At 69.7% G+C, this 15,710-nt stretch carries 14 protein-coding genes and 1 pseudogene; 9 read left to right on the top strand and 6 right to left on the bottom strand.

The genetic code is table 11. From position 1 onward, the window contains the following. Positions 1 to 635: 635 nt before the first annotated feature. Positions 636 to 1,091: a hypothetical protein gene (locus ACWEOI_RS18090; protein WP_452360314.1), complete on the bottom strand. Its 456-nt coding sequence runs from the start codon at positions 1,089 to 1,091 to the stop codon at positions 636 to 638. Between ACWEOI_RS18090 and ACWEOI_RS18085 the strand changes: the two genes are divergently transcribed. From ACWEOI_RS18085 to ACWEOI_RS18065, 5 genes are all read left to right on the top strand, one after another. Next, complete coding sequence (locus ACWEOI_RS18085; protein WP_452360313.1) at positions 1,086 to 3,050, top strand: hypothetical protein; 1,965 nt, start codon at positions 1,086 to 1,088, stop codon at positions 3,048 to 3,050. The two genes, ACWEOI_RS18090 and ACWEOI_RS18085, sit on opposite strands and share 6 nt — an antisense overlap. Beyond that, on the top strand, positions 3,047 to 3,355 hold the full coding sequence (locus ACWEOI_RS18080) for a transposase (protein WP_357100470.1): 309 nt from the start codon (positions 3,047 to 3,049) through the stop codon (positions 3,353 to 3,355). The genes ACWEOI_RS18085 and ACWEOI_RS18080 overlap by 4 nt, the downstream gene beginning before the upstream one ends. Before the next feature lie 128 nt (positions 3,356 to 3,483). After that, a complete protein-coding gene (locus ACWEOI_RS18075; RefSeq protein ID WP_379278708.1) occupies positions 3,484 to 4,020 on the top strand; it encodes a hypothetical protein in 537 nt (178 codons plus the stop codon). Positions 4,021 to 4,057: 37 nt separating this feature from the next. Beyond that, on the top strand, positions 4,058 to 5,959 hold the full coding sequence (locus ACWEOI_RS18070) for a type IV secretory system conjugative DNA transfer family protein (protein ID WP_357083492.1): 1,902 nt from the start codon (positions 4,058 to 4,060) through the stop codon (positions 5,957 to 5,959). Further along, entirely contained in the window at positions 5,956 to 6,393 is a 438-nt protein-coding gene (locus ACWEOI_RS18065; protein ID WP_357083489.1) for a DUF4913 domain-containing protein, read from the top strand. The genes ACWEOI_RS18070 and ACWEOI_RS18065 overlap by 4 nt, the downstream gene beginning before the upstream one ends. A 76-nt stretch (positions 6,394 to 6,469) precedes the next feature. Here the strand turns inward: ACWEOI_RS18065 and ACWEOI_RS18060 are convergent, their stop codons facing one another. Together ACWEOI_RS18060 and ACWEOI_RS18055 are read right to left on the bottom strand one after the other, a co-directional pair. After that, a complete protein-coding gene (locus ACWEOI_RS18060; RefSeq protein ID WP_433672728.1) occupies positions 6,470 to 7,033 on the bottom strand; it encodes a hypothetical protein in 564 nt (187 codons plus the stop codon). 400 nt (positions 7,034 to 7,433) lie between these two features. Then, positions 7,434 to 8,291 (bottom strand): peptidylprolyl isomerase, encoded by an 858-nt coding sequence (locus tag ACWEOI_RS18055; RefSeq protein WP_452360312.1) that lies wholly within the window; start codon positions 8,289 to 8,291, stop codon positions 7,434 to 7,436. Positions 8,292 to 8,478: 187 nt separating this feature from the next. Here ACWEOI_RS18055 and hisS point away from each other — a divergent pair, with 187 nt between their 5' ends. The 3 genes from hisS to ACWEOI_RS18040 all read left to right on the top strand — a co-directional run bounded on the left by hisS (position 8,479) and on the right by ACWEOI_RS18040 (position 11,922). Further along, complete coding sequence (hisS, locus tag ACWEOI_RS18050; protein ID WP_452360311.1) at positions 8,479 to 9,759, top strand: histidine--tRNA ligase; 1,281 nt, start codon at positions 8,479 to 8,481, stop codon at positions 9,757 to 9,759. 355 nt (positions 9,760 to 10,114) lie between these two features. Next, positions 10,115 to 10,759 (top strand): hypothetical protein, encoded by a 645-nt coding sequence (locus ACWEOI_RS18045; RefSeq protein ID WP_433672731.1) that lies wholly within the window; start codon positions 10,115 to 10,117, stop codon positions 10,757 to 10,759. Positions 10,760 to 10,920: 161 nt separating this feature from the next. Further along, positions 10,921 to 11,922, top strand: coding sequence for a malate dehydrogenase (locus tag ACWEOI_RS18040; protein ID WP_433672732.1), 1,002 nt, complete (start codon positions 10,921 to 10,923; stop codon positions 11,920 to 11,922). A 24-nt stretch (positions 11,923 to 11,946) separates the two neighbouring features. Here the strand turns inward: ACWEOI_RS18040 and ACWEOI_RS18035 are convergent. After that, positions 11,947 to 12,840: pseudogene (locus ACWEOI_RS18035) on the bottom strand (TIGR03619 family F420-dependent LLM class oxidoreductase); the annotation flags it as partial. Positions 12,841 to 13,035: 195 nt separating this feature from the next. Between ACWEOI_RS18035 and ACWEOI_RS18030 the strand changes: the two are divergent. After that, the gene (locus tag ACWEOI_RS18030; protein ID WP_433672734.1) at positions 13,036 to 13,785 is read left to right on the top strand and encodes an SDR family oxidoreductase; all 750 of its coding nucleotides are present in this window, start codon (positions 13,036 to 13,038) and stop codon (positions 13,783 to 13,785) included. 148 nt (positions 13,786 to 13,933) lie between these two features. Here ACWEOI_RS18030 and ACWEOI_RS18025 read toward each other — a convergent pair whose 3' ends face one another. Both ACWEOI_RS18025 and ACWEOI_RS18020 read right to left on the bottom strand, forming a co-directional pair. Next, positions 13,934 to 15,115: a hypothetical protein gene (locus tag ACWEOI_RS18025; protein ID WP_452360310.1), complete on the bottom strand. Its 1,182-nt coding sequence runs from the start codon at positions 15,113 to 15,115 to the stop codon at positions 13,934 to 13,936. 53 nt (positions 15,116 to 15,168) lie between these two features. Beyond that, positions 15,169 to 15,498, bottom strand: a complete 330-nt coding sequence (locus ACWEOI_RS18020; protein WP_452360309.1) for a type VII secretion target — start codon at positions 15,496 to 15,498, stop codon at positions 15,169 to 15,171. Positions 15,499 to 15,710: the final 212 nt, after the last annotated feature.

The raw sequence follows: 15,710 nt of genomic DNA, 5'->3' as shown, positions 1-15,710 counted from the left end.
ACGATCCGGTCCCGGTCGCGGAACTAGCCGCAGGCCAGGGACACGGGCAGCCGGAGTCGCACTCGACCAGCGGTCAGGCTGCGCTCGATCGTGCCGAATCGGTCATTCCCACACCCGGACTCGGCGATCGGGCCGGGGAACCGGGCCCATCGGCGGACCATGGCAGGTTCGAGCCGTCCGGAGTGCGCGTGGAAGCCGGTGGGCCGGACCCGGTGGAATCCCGGGCGGCCACGGCAACCCGTGGCACGCAGGAGGTTTCCGGGACGGTCGAACCGACCGGTCGCGACGACATCGTTGGGGAGCGGAGCGGTACGTCGCCGAAGCGGCGGCTTCCGGCCCTGCCCGCGCTCGAACCCGGTGCCGAGAACACCGATTCGAGCGCGGCCCTCGGTGACAGCCGTGCGTCCGAGCCGTCGGCAGGTGGCGCTGTGTCCCGTGGGCGGGAGCTCGCGGTGCGCGGTGCGACGGATCCGGGAGCAGCGGTGCGCGACGGCGCGGACTCCGGGGACGTGGCCGCGGAACGCGGGCGGGCGCGCGGGCCGGAACGGACCGAGGGGGATCGCATGGACCGCAAGCGGACTCGTGACGTGGAACCCGGTGGCGACACGGCGCGCCGCGCGGAGACCGGCGAGCGCTCACGCCGCGAACGCCCCGCTGACGACGATCCCCGCCGCACCCGGCGCGGCGTCGAGAGCGGCGACGGGCGTGACCGCCGGAGCACCGAGACCGACTCCGCGCGTGGACGGCGTGACGGCGAGGCCCACACCGGCCGTGAACGGCGCGGCCTGGACGGTGAACGCGGGCGTGAACGTCGGCGTACCGATGGAGATCCCGGACGTGATCGCCGTGGCGCAGACGGCCATCGCGGTGCTGACGGTGATCCAGGGCGTGACCGCCGCAGCGCGGACGGCCACCGAGGCACTGACGGCCACCGAGGCGCTGACGGTCACCGGCGCGGCGAGGGTGACCTCCCGCGGGAGCGACGCGGCACCGGCGAGCGAGACGCGCGGCGCGGTGACGGCGAGCGGGACGCGCGGCGCGGCAGCGGTTCCGAAGGACGCGGCCGAGCGACCGACCCGGATCGCGTGCATCTGGGTGGCCGCACCGGAACGCCCGGGCGGGCGCGATCGGCGCGGCCCGAGGGCGAGTCGGCGGAGCGGCCGGCGCGCACCCGGCCCACGCGTAATGGACGCCCTGAGCGGTCCACCGCGGAGGAGCGCGGGCGCGGCGGACTCCGGAAGGACAAGCGGGACAAGGACCTCGATCAGGCCGAGCGGGAGGCGGCGGCCAAGCGCGCCGCGGCGCGCAAGGCGGCGGCCAAGAAGAAGCAGTCCGGTCCGAAGCTGCTCGACGACGCCCAGCGGGCCAAGCTGGAGGTGACCGCGCGGGAGGGCAACGGGATCAAGGCGGCCTGGGCCACCTTCCGGTTGCACACCGACGACCTGCGGCGGCGCAACTTCGCGGCGCGGGCCGAGCGCATCGAGTACGGCAACTACGACGAATTCGACCGGACCACCGCACAACTCACCGACCGCGGCTATATCGGCGCCGGTGGCGGGCGGATGAACGTGGTCGGCCGTCCGGTCGAGTATCGCGCCACCACCGCGCAGGTCGCGGGCCTGTGGCCGTGGTCGGTCGGCGCGGGCGCGCCGCTCATCGGCACCCCGCTGGGTTCGCACCTGCATACCGGCGCGCCGGTCTGCTTCGACCCGATGAACTGGTTCATGCGCGGCAGCTTCATCACCGCGCCGAGCTTGTTCGTGCTGGGCCTCAACGGTTTCGGCAAGTCCTCGCTGGTGCGCCGGATCGTGCTGGGCGGTGTCGCGCAGGGCATCACGCCGCTGGTGCTGGCCGACGTCAAGCCCGACTACCGCAAACTGGTGGAGCTGGTCGGCGGCCAGGTCATCGACCTGGGCTACGGCCACGGCAAACTGAATCCGCTCGCCGCCGGTGTGCTGGGCTCGATCGTGCCGCTGCTGCACGAGTCCCCGGAACTGCAGACCCAGGTCATGCAGGAGATGCGGGCGCGCCAGGTCAGCCTGGTCGCCGGTCTGGTGGAGCTGGTGCGCGGTGAGCGGGTGCGCGACTTCGAGGAGACCCTGATCTCCACGAGCCTGCGCATCCTCTACCGCGAAGGCAGCGGCTTCACCCCGGAGAACCCGCCGATCATGGAGGACCTGCTCGACGTGGTGGTCGCCGGCGGCGACGAACTGCGCCTCGACGCGGGCGCCGACGACGAGGAGGAGTACGCCGAGGCCATCAAGGAGCTGCGCCGCTCGCTGCGGGCGCTGACCCAGGGCCCGTTCGGCGCGATCTTCAACGGCCGCACCACGACTCCCATCGACACCACCGCGACCGCGGTCTGCATCGACGTCTCCCACATCCCCACGGGCGACAAGAAACTGAAGGCCGCCGTCATGCTGGCCTGCTGGGCCGACGGTTTCGCGTCCGTGGAGGCGGCGCACGTGCTGGCCGACGCGGACCTGGGCCCACAGCGCTACTTCCAGGTCGTGATGGACGAGCTGTGGCAGGTGCTGGGCCTGGGCGACTTCATGGTCGACCGCGTCGACGAGCTCACCCGTCTGCAGCGCGGCATCGCCACCTCGCTGATCATGATCAGCCACACCATCAAGGACCTGCAGGCGCTGGGTTCCGAGGCCGCCATCGCCAAGGCGCTCGGCTTCCTGGAACGCGCGCGCGCCAAGATCTTCGGCGCGCTGCCGGCCGAGGAGATCGCACGTCTGGATTCCACCGTGCCCTTCACCTCCGCCGAGGAGGACATGGTGACCAGCTGGTCCGCGCCGCAGGCGCTCACCGGTGAGGCGCTCAAACCGGGCCAGCAGCGCCCGCCCGCGCCCGGCACCGGCAAGTTCCTGCTCAAGATCGGCGAGGACCGCCGCCCCGGCATCCCGTTCCACATGGAGTTCACCATCTCCGAGCGGGAGAGCGGAATCCACGACACCAACCAGCGTTTCAGCGAATTCACCGAGACCACCGCCACCCGCGGCGCGGGCACGGACTCCGGCTCGGACGAGGGGAGCGCCGCATGATGCCGCACCGGTCGTATCGAAGAGTGTCGCCGGAGGTCCGGCAGGCCGCGGTCGAACAGGTCATCGCGCTGACCGGCAAGCTGCGCTCGGAATCCGAGGCGTGCCGGGTGGTGGCCGAACAGATCGGCGTGCACACCAATTCGGTGCGCAACTGGGTGCGAGCGGCCGAGACCCCCGGCCTAGAGCGGATGGACGCGGTCGCCTTGCGTCGCAAGGTGGCGCTGCTGCAACAACAGCTGGCCGCGGCCGCGGAGATGAATCGCTCGCTGGTGGAAACCCTCCACGACGCCAAGCGCGGCACATGAGCCGCTGCCGCGACGAAGACCCGAACGGCCGCAACGGGGCTGGACACGCCGAGCACCGAAACCGGCTGGTATGGCGCGCGCGCCGCACCCGGAGACTAGCCTGGAAGGGTGGTCCGATTGGGGTGGTGATGCTGGTGGTGAGCGTCACGATGCTGGCCACCGCCTGTTCCGGCGGCGGCTCGAACGGCGGCGGCTCGAATCCGCCTGCCGGGCAAGCGCCCACGACCACCACCCGGTTGCTGGAGGTCGCGCCCGCGCCCGACCCCACCACCCCCGACGGGGTCGCGGTGGCGGCGCTACAGCAGATCTACACCTGGAACCCGGCCACCGAATCCGAGGGCGACGCGCTGCGCCGTGCCCGGAAATGGCTGGGCCCCACCCTGATCCGCACCCTGGACAGCCCGTCCACCGCCGTGGACACACCGCGTCCGACGCTGCGGTGGGCCGAATGGGCCAAGGAGAACGCGCACGTCGAGGCGTTCGCTTTCGCCTCCGGCGAGAAGGCGCCCGCGGGCGCCGACCCGAACCGGCAGCAGTACAAGATCGGTATCGAGCAGACGGTCGTCCACCCGGACGGCAGGCGGGAAAAGCTACCCCCGGCCACGGTCGTCGCCACCGTCGTGCGTGGCCCCGGCGGTAGCTGGCTGCTGGACGAATTCCGTTGAGCGGCAACGACTCACAGGTCATCCCAGGAGGATAGAGATGGCGAAGACACCGGTGCAGGACCCGGCCGATCCGGGTCCAGACCGCACCCTGCACCTCGTGTACGCGGGTTTCTATATCTTCGGAACCCTGTGGCTGGCAGTTCAACTGGGCAATCTGCTCAGCTCCCCGCGCCAGAACCTGCCGATCAATCCGATCGCTATCGTCGTCAACCTGATCAAGGGTCAGGTGCGCTGGCCCACGGCCGCCACCGTCATCGTGCTGCTGGTGGTCGCGGGGACGGCGGGCTGGGTGTACTACAAGCGCCACCGTGCCGAGGCCTCGAAGAAGGGCCGCCTGGCCATCGACGACAAGGCCGACCACATGGGGTCCGGCGGCGCGATCAAGGCGCTCACCCTGGCCGGCGTGCGGGAGAAGGCCGGGAAGATGGGCGTGCCACTGCACACCCACCTCACCGGCGACAAGGTCATCCCCGGTTCGCTCATGCGGCCGGGAGACGCGCTGGTGCCGGGCATTCCGATCGGCATGTCGGTCGCCGACGGCGAGATGATGTACGGCTCCTACGAGGACCTGCAGGTCGACATCTGGGGTCCGCGGCAGGGCAAGACCACCTCCCGGGTCATCCCGGCGGTGCTGGCCGCCATCGGCCCGGTGGTCGTCACCTCCAACAAGCGGGACGTCGTCGACGCCACCCGGGATGTGCGCGCGGGCAAGGGTTCTCCGATCTTCGTCTTCGATCCGCAAGGGGTGGCCCCGGATTCGCACGACTGGCAGGCCCAGCAGGAACCCCAGTGGTATTGGGATCCGCTGGCCTGGGTCGACGTGCATCGCCCCGGCGCCGAGGTGCGCGCGGTCAGCCTGGCCGGGCACTTCTCCGACGCCGAGGGCAGCCCCTCGGCGGGCGGTGGCGCGGACTCCTACTTCGATCCCGAAGCCGAGGACCTGCTCGCGGCGCTGTTCCTGGCCGCGGGCCTGGAGGGCAGCAATATCCTGCGCGCGTGGGAATGGGTGAACAACCCGCTCGACACCACGCCCGTGGAAATCCTGCGCCGCAGCGCCAAGCACTACATGGCCGAGGGTCTGGCCGGGCAGTACAACCTCGACGTGCGCACCCGCGACGGCATCTTCGGTGGCGCGAAGGCCATGATCCGCTGCCTGAAACTGCCGCACATCCAGCCGTGGATCATCCCCAACGGGGGCCGGGAACCGTTCGACGAGTTGGCCTTCCTGGAGGGCAACGGCACCCTGTACTGCTTGTCCCTGGAAGGCCGGGGCTCGGCCGCGCCGCTGGTGAGCGCGCTGACCGCGGCGGTCATCGAGGTCGCCACCCACAAGGCGTCCCGCTCTCCCGGCGGCCGCCTGCCGGTGCCGCTGCTGGCCGCGCTCGACGAGGCCGCGAACGTGGTGCGCTGGAAGGATCTGCCGAAGCAGTACAGCCACTTCGGATCTCGCGGCATCGTGGTGATGACGGTGCTGCAGTCCTGGGCCCAGGGTGCGCGCTGCTGGGGACCCGACGGTATGGAAGCGCTGTGGGGCGCGGCCAATATCAAGGTGATCGGCAGTGGCATCGACGACATGGCCTTCCTGCAACAGCGCTCGGAGGCCATCGGCGACTACGACTCGATCGCCCAGTCGGTGTCGGAATCCAAGGGCGGCAAGAGCTATTCGCGTTCGCTGAGCTCCTCGCGGACCTTCAACGCGCATGCCCTGGCCACCCTGCCGCGCGGGCGCGCCATCCTGTTCTCCTCCGGCACACCGGCGGTGCTGTTGCGCACCGTCCCGTGGTGGGAGGGCACCGACGCGGCCGCGGTGGAGCGTTCCATCGAGGCGCACGACCCGTCACCGACGAAGAAGACCACCATCGATGATCTGACCAGTCCCGCGCTGATCAAAGAGACAATCCCGGATGTCGCGGCTCCCAAGGAGGTCCGACCGCTGTGAGCGACGAGCAGCACCCCGAGAATTTCCCCTTCGACGACTCCCGTGGCCGTCGTCCCGACGAGCCGCAGCGCATGGTCTACCAGAGCGTGGTCGAGTTCGTCGAGAACTACCTGAGTTTGGTGTACCGCCGGCAGGTGACCGACATCAGCGACACCGTGTGGTGTCCGGAATGGTGGAAGCACGCCGAGGCGGTCGCGCGACTGGACGCCATGTGGCGGGCGTGGGAGCACTTCCGCCACGACGGCAAGACCGGACTGAGCGTGTGGTTCCTCGACCACGCCGACCCGCACATGGCGAAGCTGTTCGACCCCAAGGGCCCGTTCAAGTACTGCAGTGTGCGCAACGGGCACAAGGACATGCTGACGCCGCTGCCGCTGAAGTCGCCGCAGCAGGGTCTGTTCAGCAACCCCACCATGGGCGAGTTCCCGCTCTAGGCCCCGGAAACGAATCGTGGCGGATCGCAAGGCGATCCGCCACGGTACACATCACAACGGCCGAAACGACTGATACTCAGACTCGTTCGCGCGAGCGGGCGCGTTCGCGCTCCCGCTCGTGGGATTCCTGCTCGCGGACGCGACGCTGAGCCGCCTCCTGCTCGCGGATTCGCACGGCGTCCTGAGCGGATTGCGCCTGGCCGACTTCCATCAGCATGCGCACCGACTGCAGTTCCGGCGAGATGCCCATCCGCGAAAGATGCTGTGCCAGAGCGGTTCGCCGCTCCACCGAGTCGTACCGGGCGCCACCGCGACCGGCCTGCTGCGCGGCCATGCGGGAGGCCTCGGTCGCCGCCGAGAAGCGATCCTTCTCGAGGGACACGCCACCGCGTTCGAGTGTGGGGCGCTCCAGGATTCGCGAGAGTTCACGGTTACGCGGGTCGCGGGCCTTGGAATCGGCCGCCTCACGCAACCGGCGCTCGCGGCCTTCCTTCTGGCGGGCCTCGGTGACCCTCACACGCGCTTCCGCTTCCTTCTGGCCACGTTCCCGGGTGCGCAGCGCGACAAGTGTCGCGAGCTGCAACATTTGCCTCATCATCGCCGCCGTTTCGCGGCCGATGTCGTCGAGTTCCTCGGCCATTGCCTGCTCCCCGATGCTGCAGTTGGATCACTGTGGATGATGGTGCTTCGTCACGGACATCGCTATACGAACGGTGGTTGCGCATAGGTCGTCCCGCCTGCAAACGTGGACACCCGGAGAACATGGGGCGAAGCGGCGGCCCGAGTGGGGATTGCCCGGTGGGCTTTACTTCGCCTTGGTACTCCGTTCTACGAGATTACCAGCGAAAACTCCGATACCGCCGTACGCGCGCGTCGCGATCCAGCATATATCGCACAATTCCGGCAGGTGAGGGAAAACTCAGGATTTTCTTTGGTTAGGGAAGCCTTAGGCGAGAGGTTCAACGGGACCTTCCCGAGACTTTCGCCGGAAAAGCAACGGCCCCGGCGCGATTCGCGCCGGGGCCGAAATACCATGCTGGTCAGTTGATTTGGACCGACTGGATGTTCACGTCCATGGCCGGCTTGCCATCCTGACCGCCGCCCGCGACGCCGCCCTTGGCGATCTTGTCGAGGGTGGCCAGCCCGGCCTCGTCGACCGTGCCGAAGATGGTGTACTGCGGCGGCAGCTGGGAATCGCCGTAGACCAGGAAGAACTGGCTGCCATTGGTGCCCGGGCCGGCGTTGGCCATGGCCAGCACGCCGCGCTTGTACTCGACCGGGAACTGCGCGGCCTGATCGGTCGGCCCGTACTGGTCAGTCGGGTACTCGTTGTCGAATTCGTAACCGGGACCGCCCATTCCGGTGCCGGACGGGTCGCCGCACTGCAGCACCTGCAGACCCTTACCGGTGGTCATGCGGTGGCAGCTGGTCGCGTCGAAGTACTTCTGCTTGGCCAGCGACTCGAAACTGTTGACCGTGCAGGGGGATTCGCCCGGATTCAGGGTCATGGAGATGGGGCCCTGATTGGTGTCCATGGTGGCCGTCACCTGACCGGCGGTGGTGATGTTGGCCGTGCCCGGCGCGCTCACCGCCTTGTCGGCGGGCTTCTGCGACGGACGGTACTCACAGCTCACCGAGGCCGGCTTGGCCTTCGCGGCCGGCGGGGGAGCGGCGGTCAGCGAGGCGTCGGGCGTCTCGGACGCCTTCGCGCTCGTGCTGTTGTCATCGCCCTTGGTCAGGAAGTAGATGCCGACACCGGCCGCCACGGCGACCACGACGCCCAGCGCCGACGCCGCGATGGTGAGCTGCTTGCGCTTGCGCGCCCGCTGGGCCCGGTTCTCGAGTTGACGCTCCAGCTTCCGTTTCGCCGCAGCGCGTCGCTGTTCATTGCTCGGCACTAACTGTCCCTCCGTGAACGGTCGGTATCTGATGTCTGTACAGACTGGGGCCGTCAGCACAAACGAGCCCGTCAGCCCAGCGGCCGCGGCAGACATTACCTGCATTCGCTGAGAAAAACCTACATATGAGGGCCGGGCCGGTAACCGGTTGGACTTGTCGCGCGGCCGTGGTGGAAACTTGACAATCGTGACCAAGACCAGCAGCTTCAGTGCCCCGAGGGGGGTCCCCGACTATCTGCCCCCCACCTCCGCGGAGTTCGCCGCCGTCCGTGACGGACTGGTGGAGACCGCGCGACTGGCCGGATACGGGCATGTCGAGCTGCCGGTTTTCGAAGAGACCGCCCTGTTCGCGCGCGGTGTGGGGGAGTCGACCGACGTCGTCTCCAAGGAGATGTGGACCTTCGCCGACCGCAACGGCGAGAGCTTCACCCTGCGCCCCGAGGGCACCGCGGGCGTCATGCGCGCGGTCATCCAGCACGGCCTCGACCGCGGCCCGCTGCCGGTCAAGCTCTGCTACGCCGGACCCTTCTTCCGCTACGAGCGCCCGCAGAAGGGCCGCTACCGGCAGTTGCAGCAGGTCGGGGTGGAGGCCATCGGCATCGACGACCCGGCCCTGGACGCCGAGGTGATCGCCATCGCCGACGCCGGGTTCCGCAAGCTGGGCCTCGACGGCTTCCGGCTCGAGATCACCTCCCTCGGCGACGAGACCTGCCGCCCGCAGTACCGGGAACTGCTGCAGGAATTCCTCATGAAGCTCCCGCTCGACGAGGAGACCCGCCGCCGCGCGCTGATCAACCCGCTGCGCGTGCTCGACGACAAGCGTCCCGAGGTCAAGGAGATGACCGCGAACGCGCCGCTCATGATCGACCACCTGTCGGAGTCCGCCAAGACCCACTTCGAGCAGGTGCTCGGCCACCTCGACGCGCTCGGCGTGCCGTACGTGGTCAACCCGCGCATGGTGCGCGGGCTCGACTACTACACCAAGACCACCTTCGAATTCGTGCACGACGGACTCGGCGCGCAATCCGGCATCGGCGGTGGCGGCCGCTACGACGGGCTGATGGCCGAACTCGGAGGGCAGGCGCTGTCGGGCATCGGCTACGGCATCGGCGTCGACCGCACCGTGCTCGCGCTCGAGGCCGAGGGCAAGACCGCCGTCGACGGGCCGCGCGTGCAGGTCTTCGGCATCCCGCTCGGCGACGTCGCCAAGCAGCGCCTGGTGGTGCTGGCCGCCGACCTGCGCAAGGCCGGGATCCGCACCGACCTCGCCTACGGCGGGCGCGGCATGAAGGGCGCGATGAAGGCCGCCGACAAGTCCGGCGCCCGGCTCGCGCTGGTCCTGGGTGACCGCGAGGTCGCCGACGGCGAGATCGGGCTCAAGGACCTCGGCAGCGGCGAACAGCGGCAGATCCCGCTGGACGAGGCCGTCGCCCAGGTCACGGCCGCCCTTGCGGGCGAACAGGATTGATCGCGTAGGCAGGTCCCGGGGGCAGGAGTCGCCGGCCCCTGGGTACCCGCCGATCCGCCTGCCCGAACCCGCCCGGCTGCCCGGTCGGCGGTCCTGTGCGCCCGGCCGAACTCGACGCCCGGAAGCGGTATCGGTGCGTGAATCCGCCGCCGGGGGCCGCGACCGGTGCCGCGGGCTCGGACCGGATACCCGGGATGGCGCGGTCGGTTTGTTACGGCCTCGGGAACGCTCGGCCCAATTCGCGAGTGGGCGGGTGTCAATCGGGGTATTGGGTTAAGGCCTGCTGATATTCCGCACGGGGCGGTGCGTGCCGCCGGTACGCGCGACCCCTCGATACCTGGACGAATGCACTGCTGTGACTCATGAATCGACGCCGGGATCCGGCGAGGTCGGGCTCGACCTGATCGCCCCCGAACTGCTGGCCCCCGCGCTGCGCAAACTCACCCTCGCCGCGCTCGGCATCGGCATCGGGGTCGGCCTGCTGATGGCGCTGTTCGTGCACTGGCCGACCGCCCTCGCGGCGGGTCTGGTCCTGGGCGCACCGACCGCTCTGTACGCCATGGCCGTGCAACGCCGCCGGATCACCGTGTCCGGCAGCGTCATCCACGCCCGCACCTGGCGCGGCGAACGCCATCTGGACCTGGCCGCGGCCACCGCCGTGGAGATCGTGGTCCACCCCGGCAAGATCAGCCGCATCGTGCTGCGCGCCACCGCGGGACCCGACACCCAGGTCGTGCCGCTGGCCATCTACAGCGACTCCGGCAGCGGGCGCGAACTCCACATTCTGGGCCTGCGCAAACTCGCCGACGCGCTGGCCGGATGCCCGCTCGCCGCCGCCCTGGCCATCTCCGGGATGCTGGTCCAGCAACTGCGCGCCGAGGCCCGCGACGCCAATGCCGAGGAACGCCCGCTCTACCGTGCCGTCCGGTTGGTCCGCGCTCGCGACGAAGCCGGGTCGATCATCCTCGCCGACTCCGATATCGCCGATATCGCCCGCTGACGACGATCTGGCCGATGCCCGCCCTGACGTGCGGTTCGGGCACGGGGTCGGCCGGTGATGCCGTCTCACGGCCGGTGTTCCTTTGCTCACGGCCGTGCCTCGCGCACGGTGAGCGTCGATAGGGTCGAAGCAAGATCAGCCGCTATCGCGAGGAGATCGCCGTGAGCAACGTTGCGCCAGTGACCGTCACCGTGACCGGAGCCGCCGGGCAGATCGCCTACGGCATGCTCTTCCGCATCGCCTCCGGAGCCCTGCTCGGGGAGTCCACGCCGGTGCGCCTGCGGCTGCTCGAGATTCCCGCCGCCGTCGGGTCGCTCGAAGGCGTCGCGATGGAACTCGAGGACGGCGCGTTCCCGCTGCTGGCCGGAATCGATATCGCCGACGACCCGTGGCTCGGCTTCGAGGGCGCCAACATCGCCATTCTGGTGGGATCGCGGCCGCGCAGCGCGGGGATGGAACGCGCCGACCTGCTGGCCGCCAATGGCCCGATCTTCACCGATCAGGGCGCGGCCATCAATGCCAACGCCGCCGACGACGTCCGGGTGCTGGTGGTCGGCAACCCGGCCAACACCAACGCCTACATCGCCATGAACAACGCCCCCGACGTTCCCGCCGAGCGGTTCACCGCTCTCACCCGCCTCGACCACAATCGCGCGATCGCGCAGGTGGCCGAGAAGACCGGGGCCGCGGCCGCCGACATCGCGCGGATCACCGTGTGGGGCAACCACTCCGCGACCCAGTACCCCGATCTGGCGTACGCCACCGTCGGCGGTCGCGACGCGCTCGCCGTCATCGACGATCCCGCGTGGGTGACCGGCGATTTCGTGCCCACCGTCCAGCAGCGCGGCACCGCCATCATCGCCGCGCGCGGCGCGTCCTCGGCGGCGAGTGCGGCCAGCGCCGCCATCGACCACATCCACGACTGGGTGCTGGGCACCGCTCCCGGCGACTGGACCTCGATGGCGGTGCCCTCCGACGGCTCGTACGGCGTGCCCGAGGGGCTGATCAGCTCGTTCCCGGTGACCTGCGCCGACGGCGAGTACACCATCGTGCCGGATCTGGAGATCGGCGAATTCGCCCGCACCCGAATCGATCACAGCGTCGCCGAACTGGTCGGCGAACGCGACGCCGTGATCGACCTGGGCTTCGCGAAGAAGGCGTGATCAGCCGCCGCCGAGCGGGAGAGCTCAGCTCAGCTTGGCGATCACGTTGTCGCCGTACCACTTGATCTTGGTGATCTTCTCTTCCAGGGTCTCGGTGTCCTGCTCCTTGGCGTAGGAGTTGCGGAAGCCGACGATCAGGTCGGTGATGCCCTTCTCCTCGCAGCGCTTCACCCCGTCGGGGGTGTAGCCGTCGTAGGAGACCGCGTGGATCTCGAAGTCGCCCTTGTGGTCCCGCTCGGCGCGCAGCTCGTTGATCCGGGCCAGGTACTTGTCCAGCTCCTCGGCATTGCCGCCGGCGTGCATCCAGCCGTCGCACAGGCGGACCGCGCGGCGCAGCGCGGCGTCGCTGTGGCCGCCGAGCAGGATCGGCAGCGGCTCGGTGGGCGCGGGGGTGAGCTTGATCTTCGGGATGTCGTAGAACTCGCCGTGGTACTCGAAGTACTCACCGGTCGACAGACCGCGCACGATCTCGATGCACTCGTCGATGCGCTTGCCGCGCTTCTCGAACGGGACGCCCATGATCTGGAAGTCCTCCGGCCACGGGCTGATGCCCACGCCGAGCGCGAAGCGGTTGTTGCTCAGCCGGGCCAGCGAGCTGGCCTGCTTGGCGACCAGCACCGGCGGGCGGATCGGCAGCTTGAGCACGAACGGGGTCTGACGCAGCGTGGTGGTGGCCGCCGCGATGGCCGCCGACAGCACGAAGGTCTCGATGAACGGCTTCCCGTCGAGGAACTCGCGGTTGCCGTCCGCGGTGTAGGGATACTTCGAATCCGACTCGGCCGGGTAGGCGATGCTGTCGGCCACGGTGATGCTGTGGAACCCGGCGGCTTCGGCAGCCTGAGCGAGGGGGATGTAGTAATCCGGGTTGGTCATCGCCTCCGCGTAGGTGAAGCGCATCGATCGTCCTCTCGACAGTGAGCAAGTGCCAAAAAACTAGAACCGATTCTAGTTTTGCGACTGATGCTAGCGCCACCCTCGCCAAAAGGCATCAGTTCCGGGACGATCCCGACAGTCAACCCACCCGCCGGACGCCCCGCCGCCGTCGTCCCGCTAGCCGAGATGATCCGCGGCCGGGGCTTGCTGGATTGTTCTGCCTCTTGTTCTAATCGCCCCATGACCATCGCCATCACCGGCTCCGGTTCCGGCATCGGCGCGGCCACCGCCGCCGCCCTGCGTGCCGCCGGGCACGAGATCATCGGCATCGACCTGCGCAACGCGGACATCACCGTGGACCTCACCGACGCCGACGCCCGCGACGCCGCGGTCGAAGCGGTGCTCGAGCGCTCCGGCGGCAGCCTCGACGGCCTGATCCTCTGCGCCGGCGTCGGCCCCCAGGTGCCCGACCCCAACCTGGTGGTGGAGATCAACTACCGGGCCACCGTCGCCCTGCTCGACGCCCTGCTGCCCGCCCTCACCAAGGGCGAAAACCCTGCGGCCGTGGTGGTTTCGTCGGTCGCCTCCACCCACATCAAGTGGGAGGACAACCCGATCGCCACGGGCGCCGAGGCCGAGGCCTTCGCCCAGGCCGGGGACTACGCGGGCAGCTACGCCTACGCCGCCTCCAAGAACGCCGTCACCGTCGCCGTACGCGAGCGCGCCGTCGAGTGGGGCGCCGCCGGCGTCCGCCTCAACACCGTCGCCCCCGGCAGCGTCGACACCCCGCTGCTGCAGGCCGGGCTCGACGACCCGCGCTACGGCGACGCCATCCGCAACTTCGTCTCCCCGATCGGCCGCAACGGCCGCGCCGAGGAGATCGCCTCGCTCATCGTGTACCTCATGGGTCCGCAGGCCGGATTCATCCACGGTTCCCAGTTCGTCATCGACGGCGGAGTCGACGCGCAGGCGCGCCCGACCGCGGTGTAACCCACCGCGGCGTGCGCGAGCGCGCCCTGAAACGGTGGCCGAGCCCGCGGGGTGTACATCCGCTTTCGGTCTCCACCGATGCCGCGGTGGTCTGGGTACCCGTCCAGATCACCGCGGCATCACCCTTTTCCGGAGTGATCGGGTTGCCTCAGAGCTGATCAAGCTCGGGGGCGTCGGCCGGATCCCCGGCATCACCGATGACTCCCGGGGCGAAGGCGCCCAGATTGCCGGTGAGTTCGCATTCGGCCGCGGGACTTCGGTGCGGCTGCACCGTCCGGCCGTGCGGTACTTCGCCCGCACCGCCCTTGCCCGCACCCGCCGCGGCGGGGGAGCCCAGGAAGCCCGAACCGGCTGGTCCGCCCAGACCGGGGACGCCGGCCGATCCCGCGCCGAACGGATCGGCGGAATTGGTGATCGTGCCGCCCGGAATCGACGAACCCGGTCCGCCGGGAGCCGACAACAGGCCGCCGCTGAGGCCGCCGGGGCCACCACTTCCGAGACCTCCGCCCCCACCGCTGATACCGGCCGGGGAGGTGTCCGGTAGCCCGCCGGAGAGGTCCGATTCGGTCGGATCGCCGGGCGTGAAAGTCGCTGCCCGCACACCACTTTCGAGTAACTCGGTGGCCTGCTCCAGAATCGGCCCGCCCACATTCTGCGTCAGCGCCTGGGCGACCTCCGCCGGAGTCGGGCCGCCGCCCTGGCCGACCAGCTGCCCGATCAGTCCCTGTACCTGCGCGGTGTAGACCGACAGCTCACCGCGGGTGGTGTTCACGACCGTCACCGCCTCCCCGAGATGCCGGGTGGCCGAGGCGATCAGCGCCGTCTGGCCGAGCGGGGTCAGGATCAGCGGGGCCAGCGCGGTGGCCTCCGCGGCGAAGGCCTGTGCGATAGCGGTGAGCTGGATATTGCCGTGCCGCACCACGGCCGCGGCCTGATCGGTGATCGCCGACAGCTCGAAACCACGCCGGGCGGTCTCCTGCCCGTGATCCCGGGCCTGCCTGCCCGACTCCTGTGCGCTCTGGGAAGCCTCGCCCTGCCACAGGGATTCGACCGTCGTCAGCGCACCGCCGCCGATTTGCGCAGCGGACTCGATGACCTTGGACCCGGTGCTCAGCACCGTGGCCGGATTCAGCTGGCCCAGCACCCCGGTGCCGAACGCTTGCAGCAGTTGCAGAAACGGTGCGAACAGCGCGTCCAGTCCCGGAATCGCGGGTAGCGCCAAACCCTTCATCGGATCGCCGACCGGATCGGCGGGCAGCGACAGCACGCCCACCGCGAGCTCCGGAATCGGGCCGGGTGAGACGGCGTCCACGCGCTGTGCTTCCGTCATGCCGGGGTCCGGACCGGCCGGGACAGCTCCGATGACGCCGGAGTCGAGCGGCCTCATGCCTGGTCGCCGAGCTGCCCGGCGGCCGCGCCGAGCCCGCGCGCGAAGTCGGCGTCGGTCCCGGTGTAGGTGGCTGCCGAGCCGAAGGCCGCCCGGCCGAGCTCGGCGAAGCGGCCGGAGAGGGCGTTGATGTCGCGGTCGTGTAGGAGTTCGGCGACGGCGTAACTGGCCAGGAAATCCGCGCCGATGAGTCCGAAGGCCGGGGTCATGGCGGCGACGTGGGTGACGGTGTCCAGACCGCCCTCAGCGGCGATGTCGGCGGCGATGCCGTCCTGGGTGGCGGCGAGGGCGCGGACCGCACCCGTGTCGACCGAAAGATCGGCCATGTCAGGACCCCCCTAGCGTCGTGGACATGCGGGAGCCGAATATAACCCCTCGAGCGTCCAGCCCGGCGTGGCGTCCGCGGCCGCTCCGGCACGTCGTCGTCGCCGCTCCGGCGTGTCGGCCCTAGCCGCTCCGGTTCGGCGTCCGCGCGCGGCTGTGATCCCGTCCGCAAGCGGGCCGTAATGTGACCGTTCTTGCAAATTAGAACAAGTTC

Source organism: Nocardia sp. NPDC004340 (genome assembly GCF_053602575.1).
Note: the sequence above shows the minus strand (reverse complement) of the source record. Positions and strands in the feature narration are given on the sequence as shown.

Coding starts and splice junctions, on each gene's coding strand:
- ACWEOI_RS18090 (WP_452360314.1), bottom strand. CDS start 1,091: ATGCACGCGATCCGGGTCGGTCGCTCGGCCGCGTCCTTCGGAACCGCT.
- ACWEOI_RS18080 (WP_357100470.1), top strand. CDS start 3,047: ATGATGCCGCACCGGTCGTATCGAAGAGTGTCGCCGGAGGTCCGGCAG.
- ACWEOI_RS18075 (WP_379278708.1), top strand. CDS start 3,484: ATGCTGGTGGTGAGCGTCACGATGCTGGCCACCGCCTGTTCCGGCGGC.
- ACWEOI_RS18070 (WP_357083492.1), top strand. CDS start 4,058: ATGGCGAAGACACCGGTGCAGGACCCGGCCGATCCGGGTCCAGACCGC.
- ACWEOI_RS18060 (WP_433672728.1), bottom strand. CDS start 7,033: ATGGCCGAGGAACTCGACGACATCGGCCGCGAAACGGCGGCGATGATG.
- ACWEOI_RS18030 (WP_433672734.1), top strand. CDS start 13,036: ATGACCATCGCCATCACCGGCTCCGGTTCCGGCATCGGCGCGGCCACC.
- ACWEOI_RS18025 (WP_452360310.1), bottom strand. CDS start 15,115: ATGACGGAAGCACAGCGCGTGGACGCCGTCTCACCCGGCCCGATTCCG.
- ACWEOI_RS18020 (WP_452360309.1), bottom strand. CDS start 15,498: ATGGCCGATCTTTCGGTCGACACGGGTGCGGTCCGCGCCCTCGCCGCC.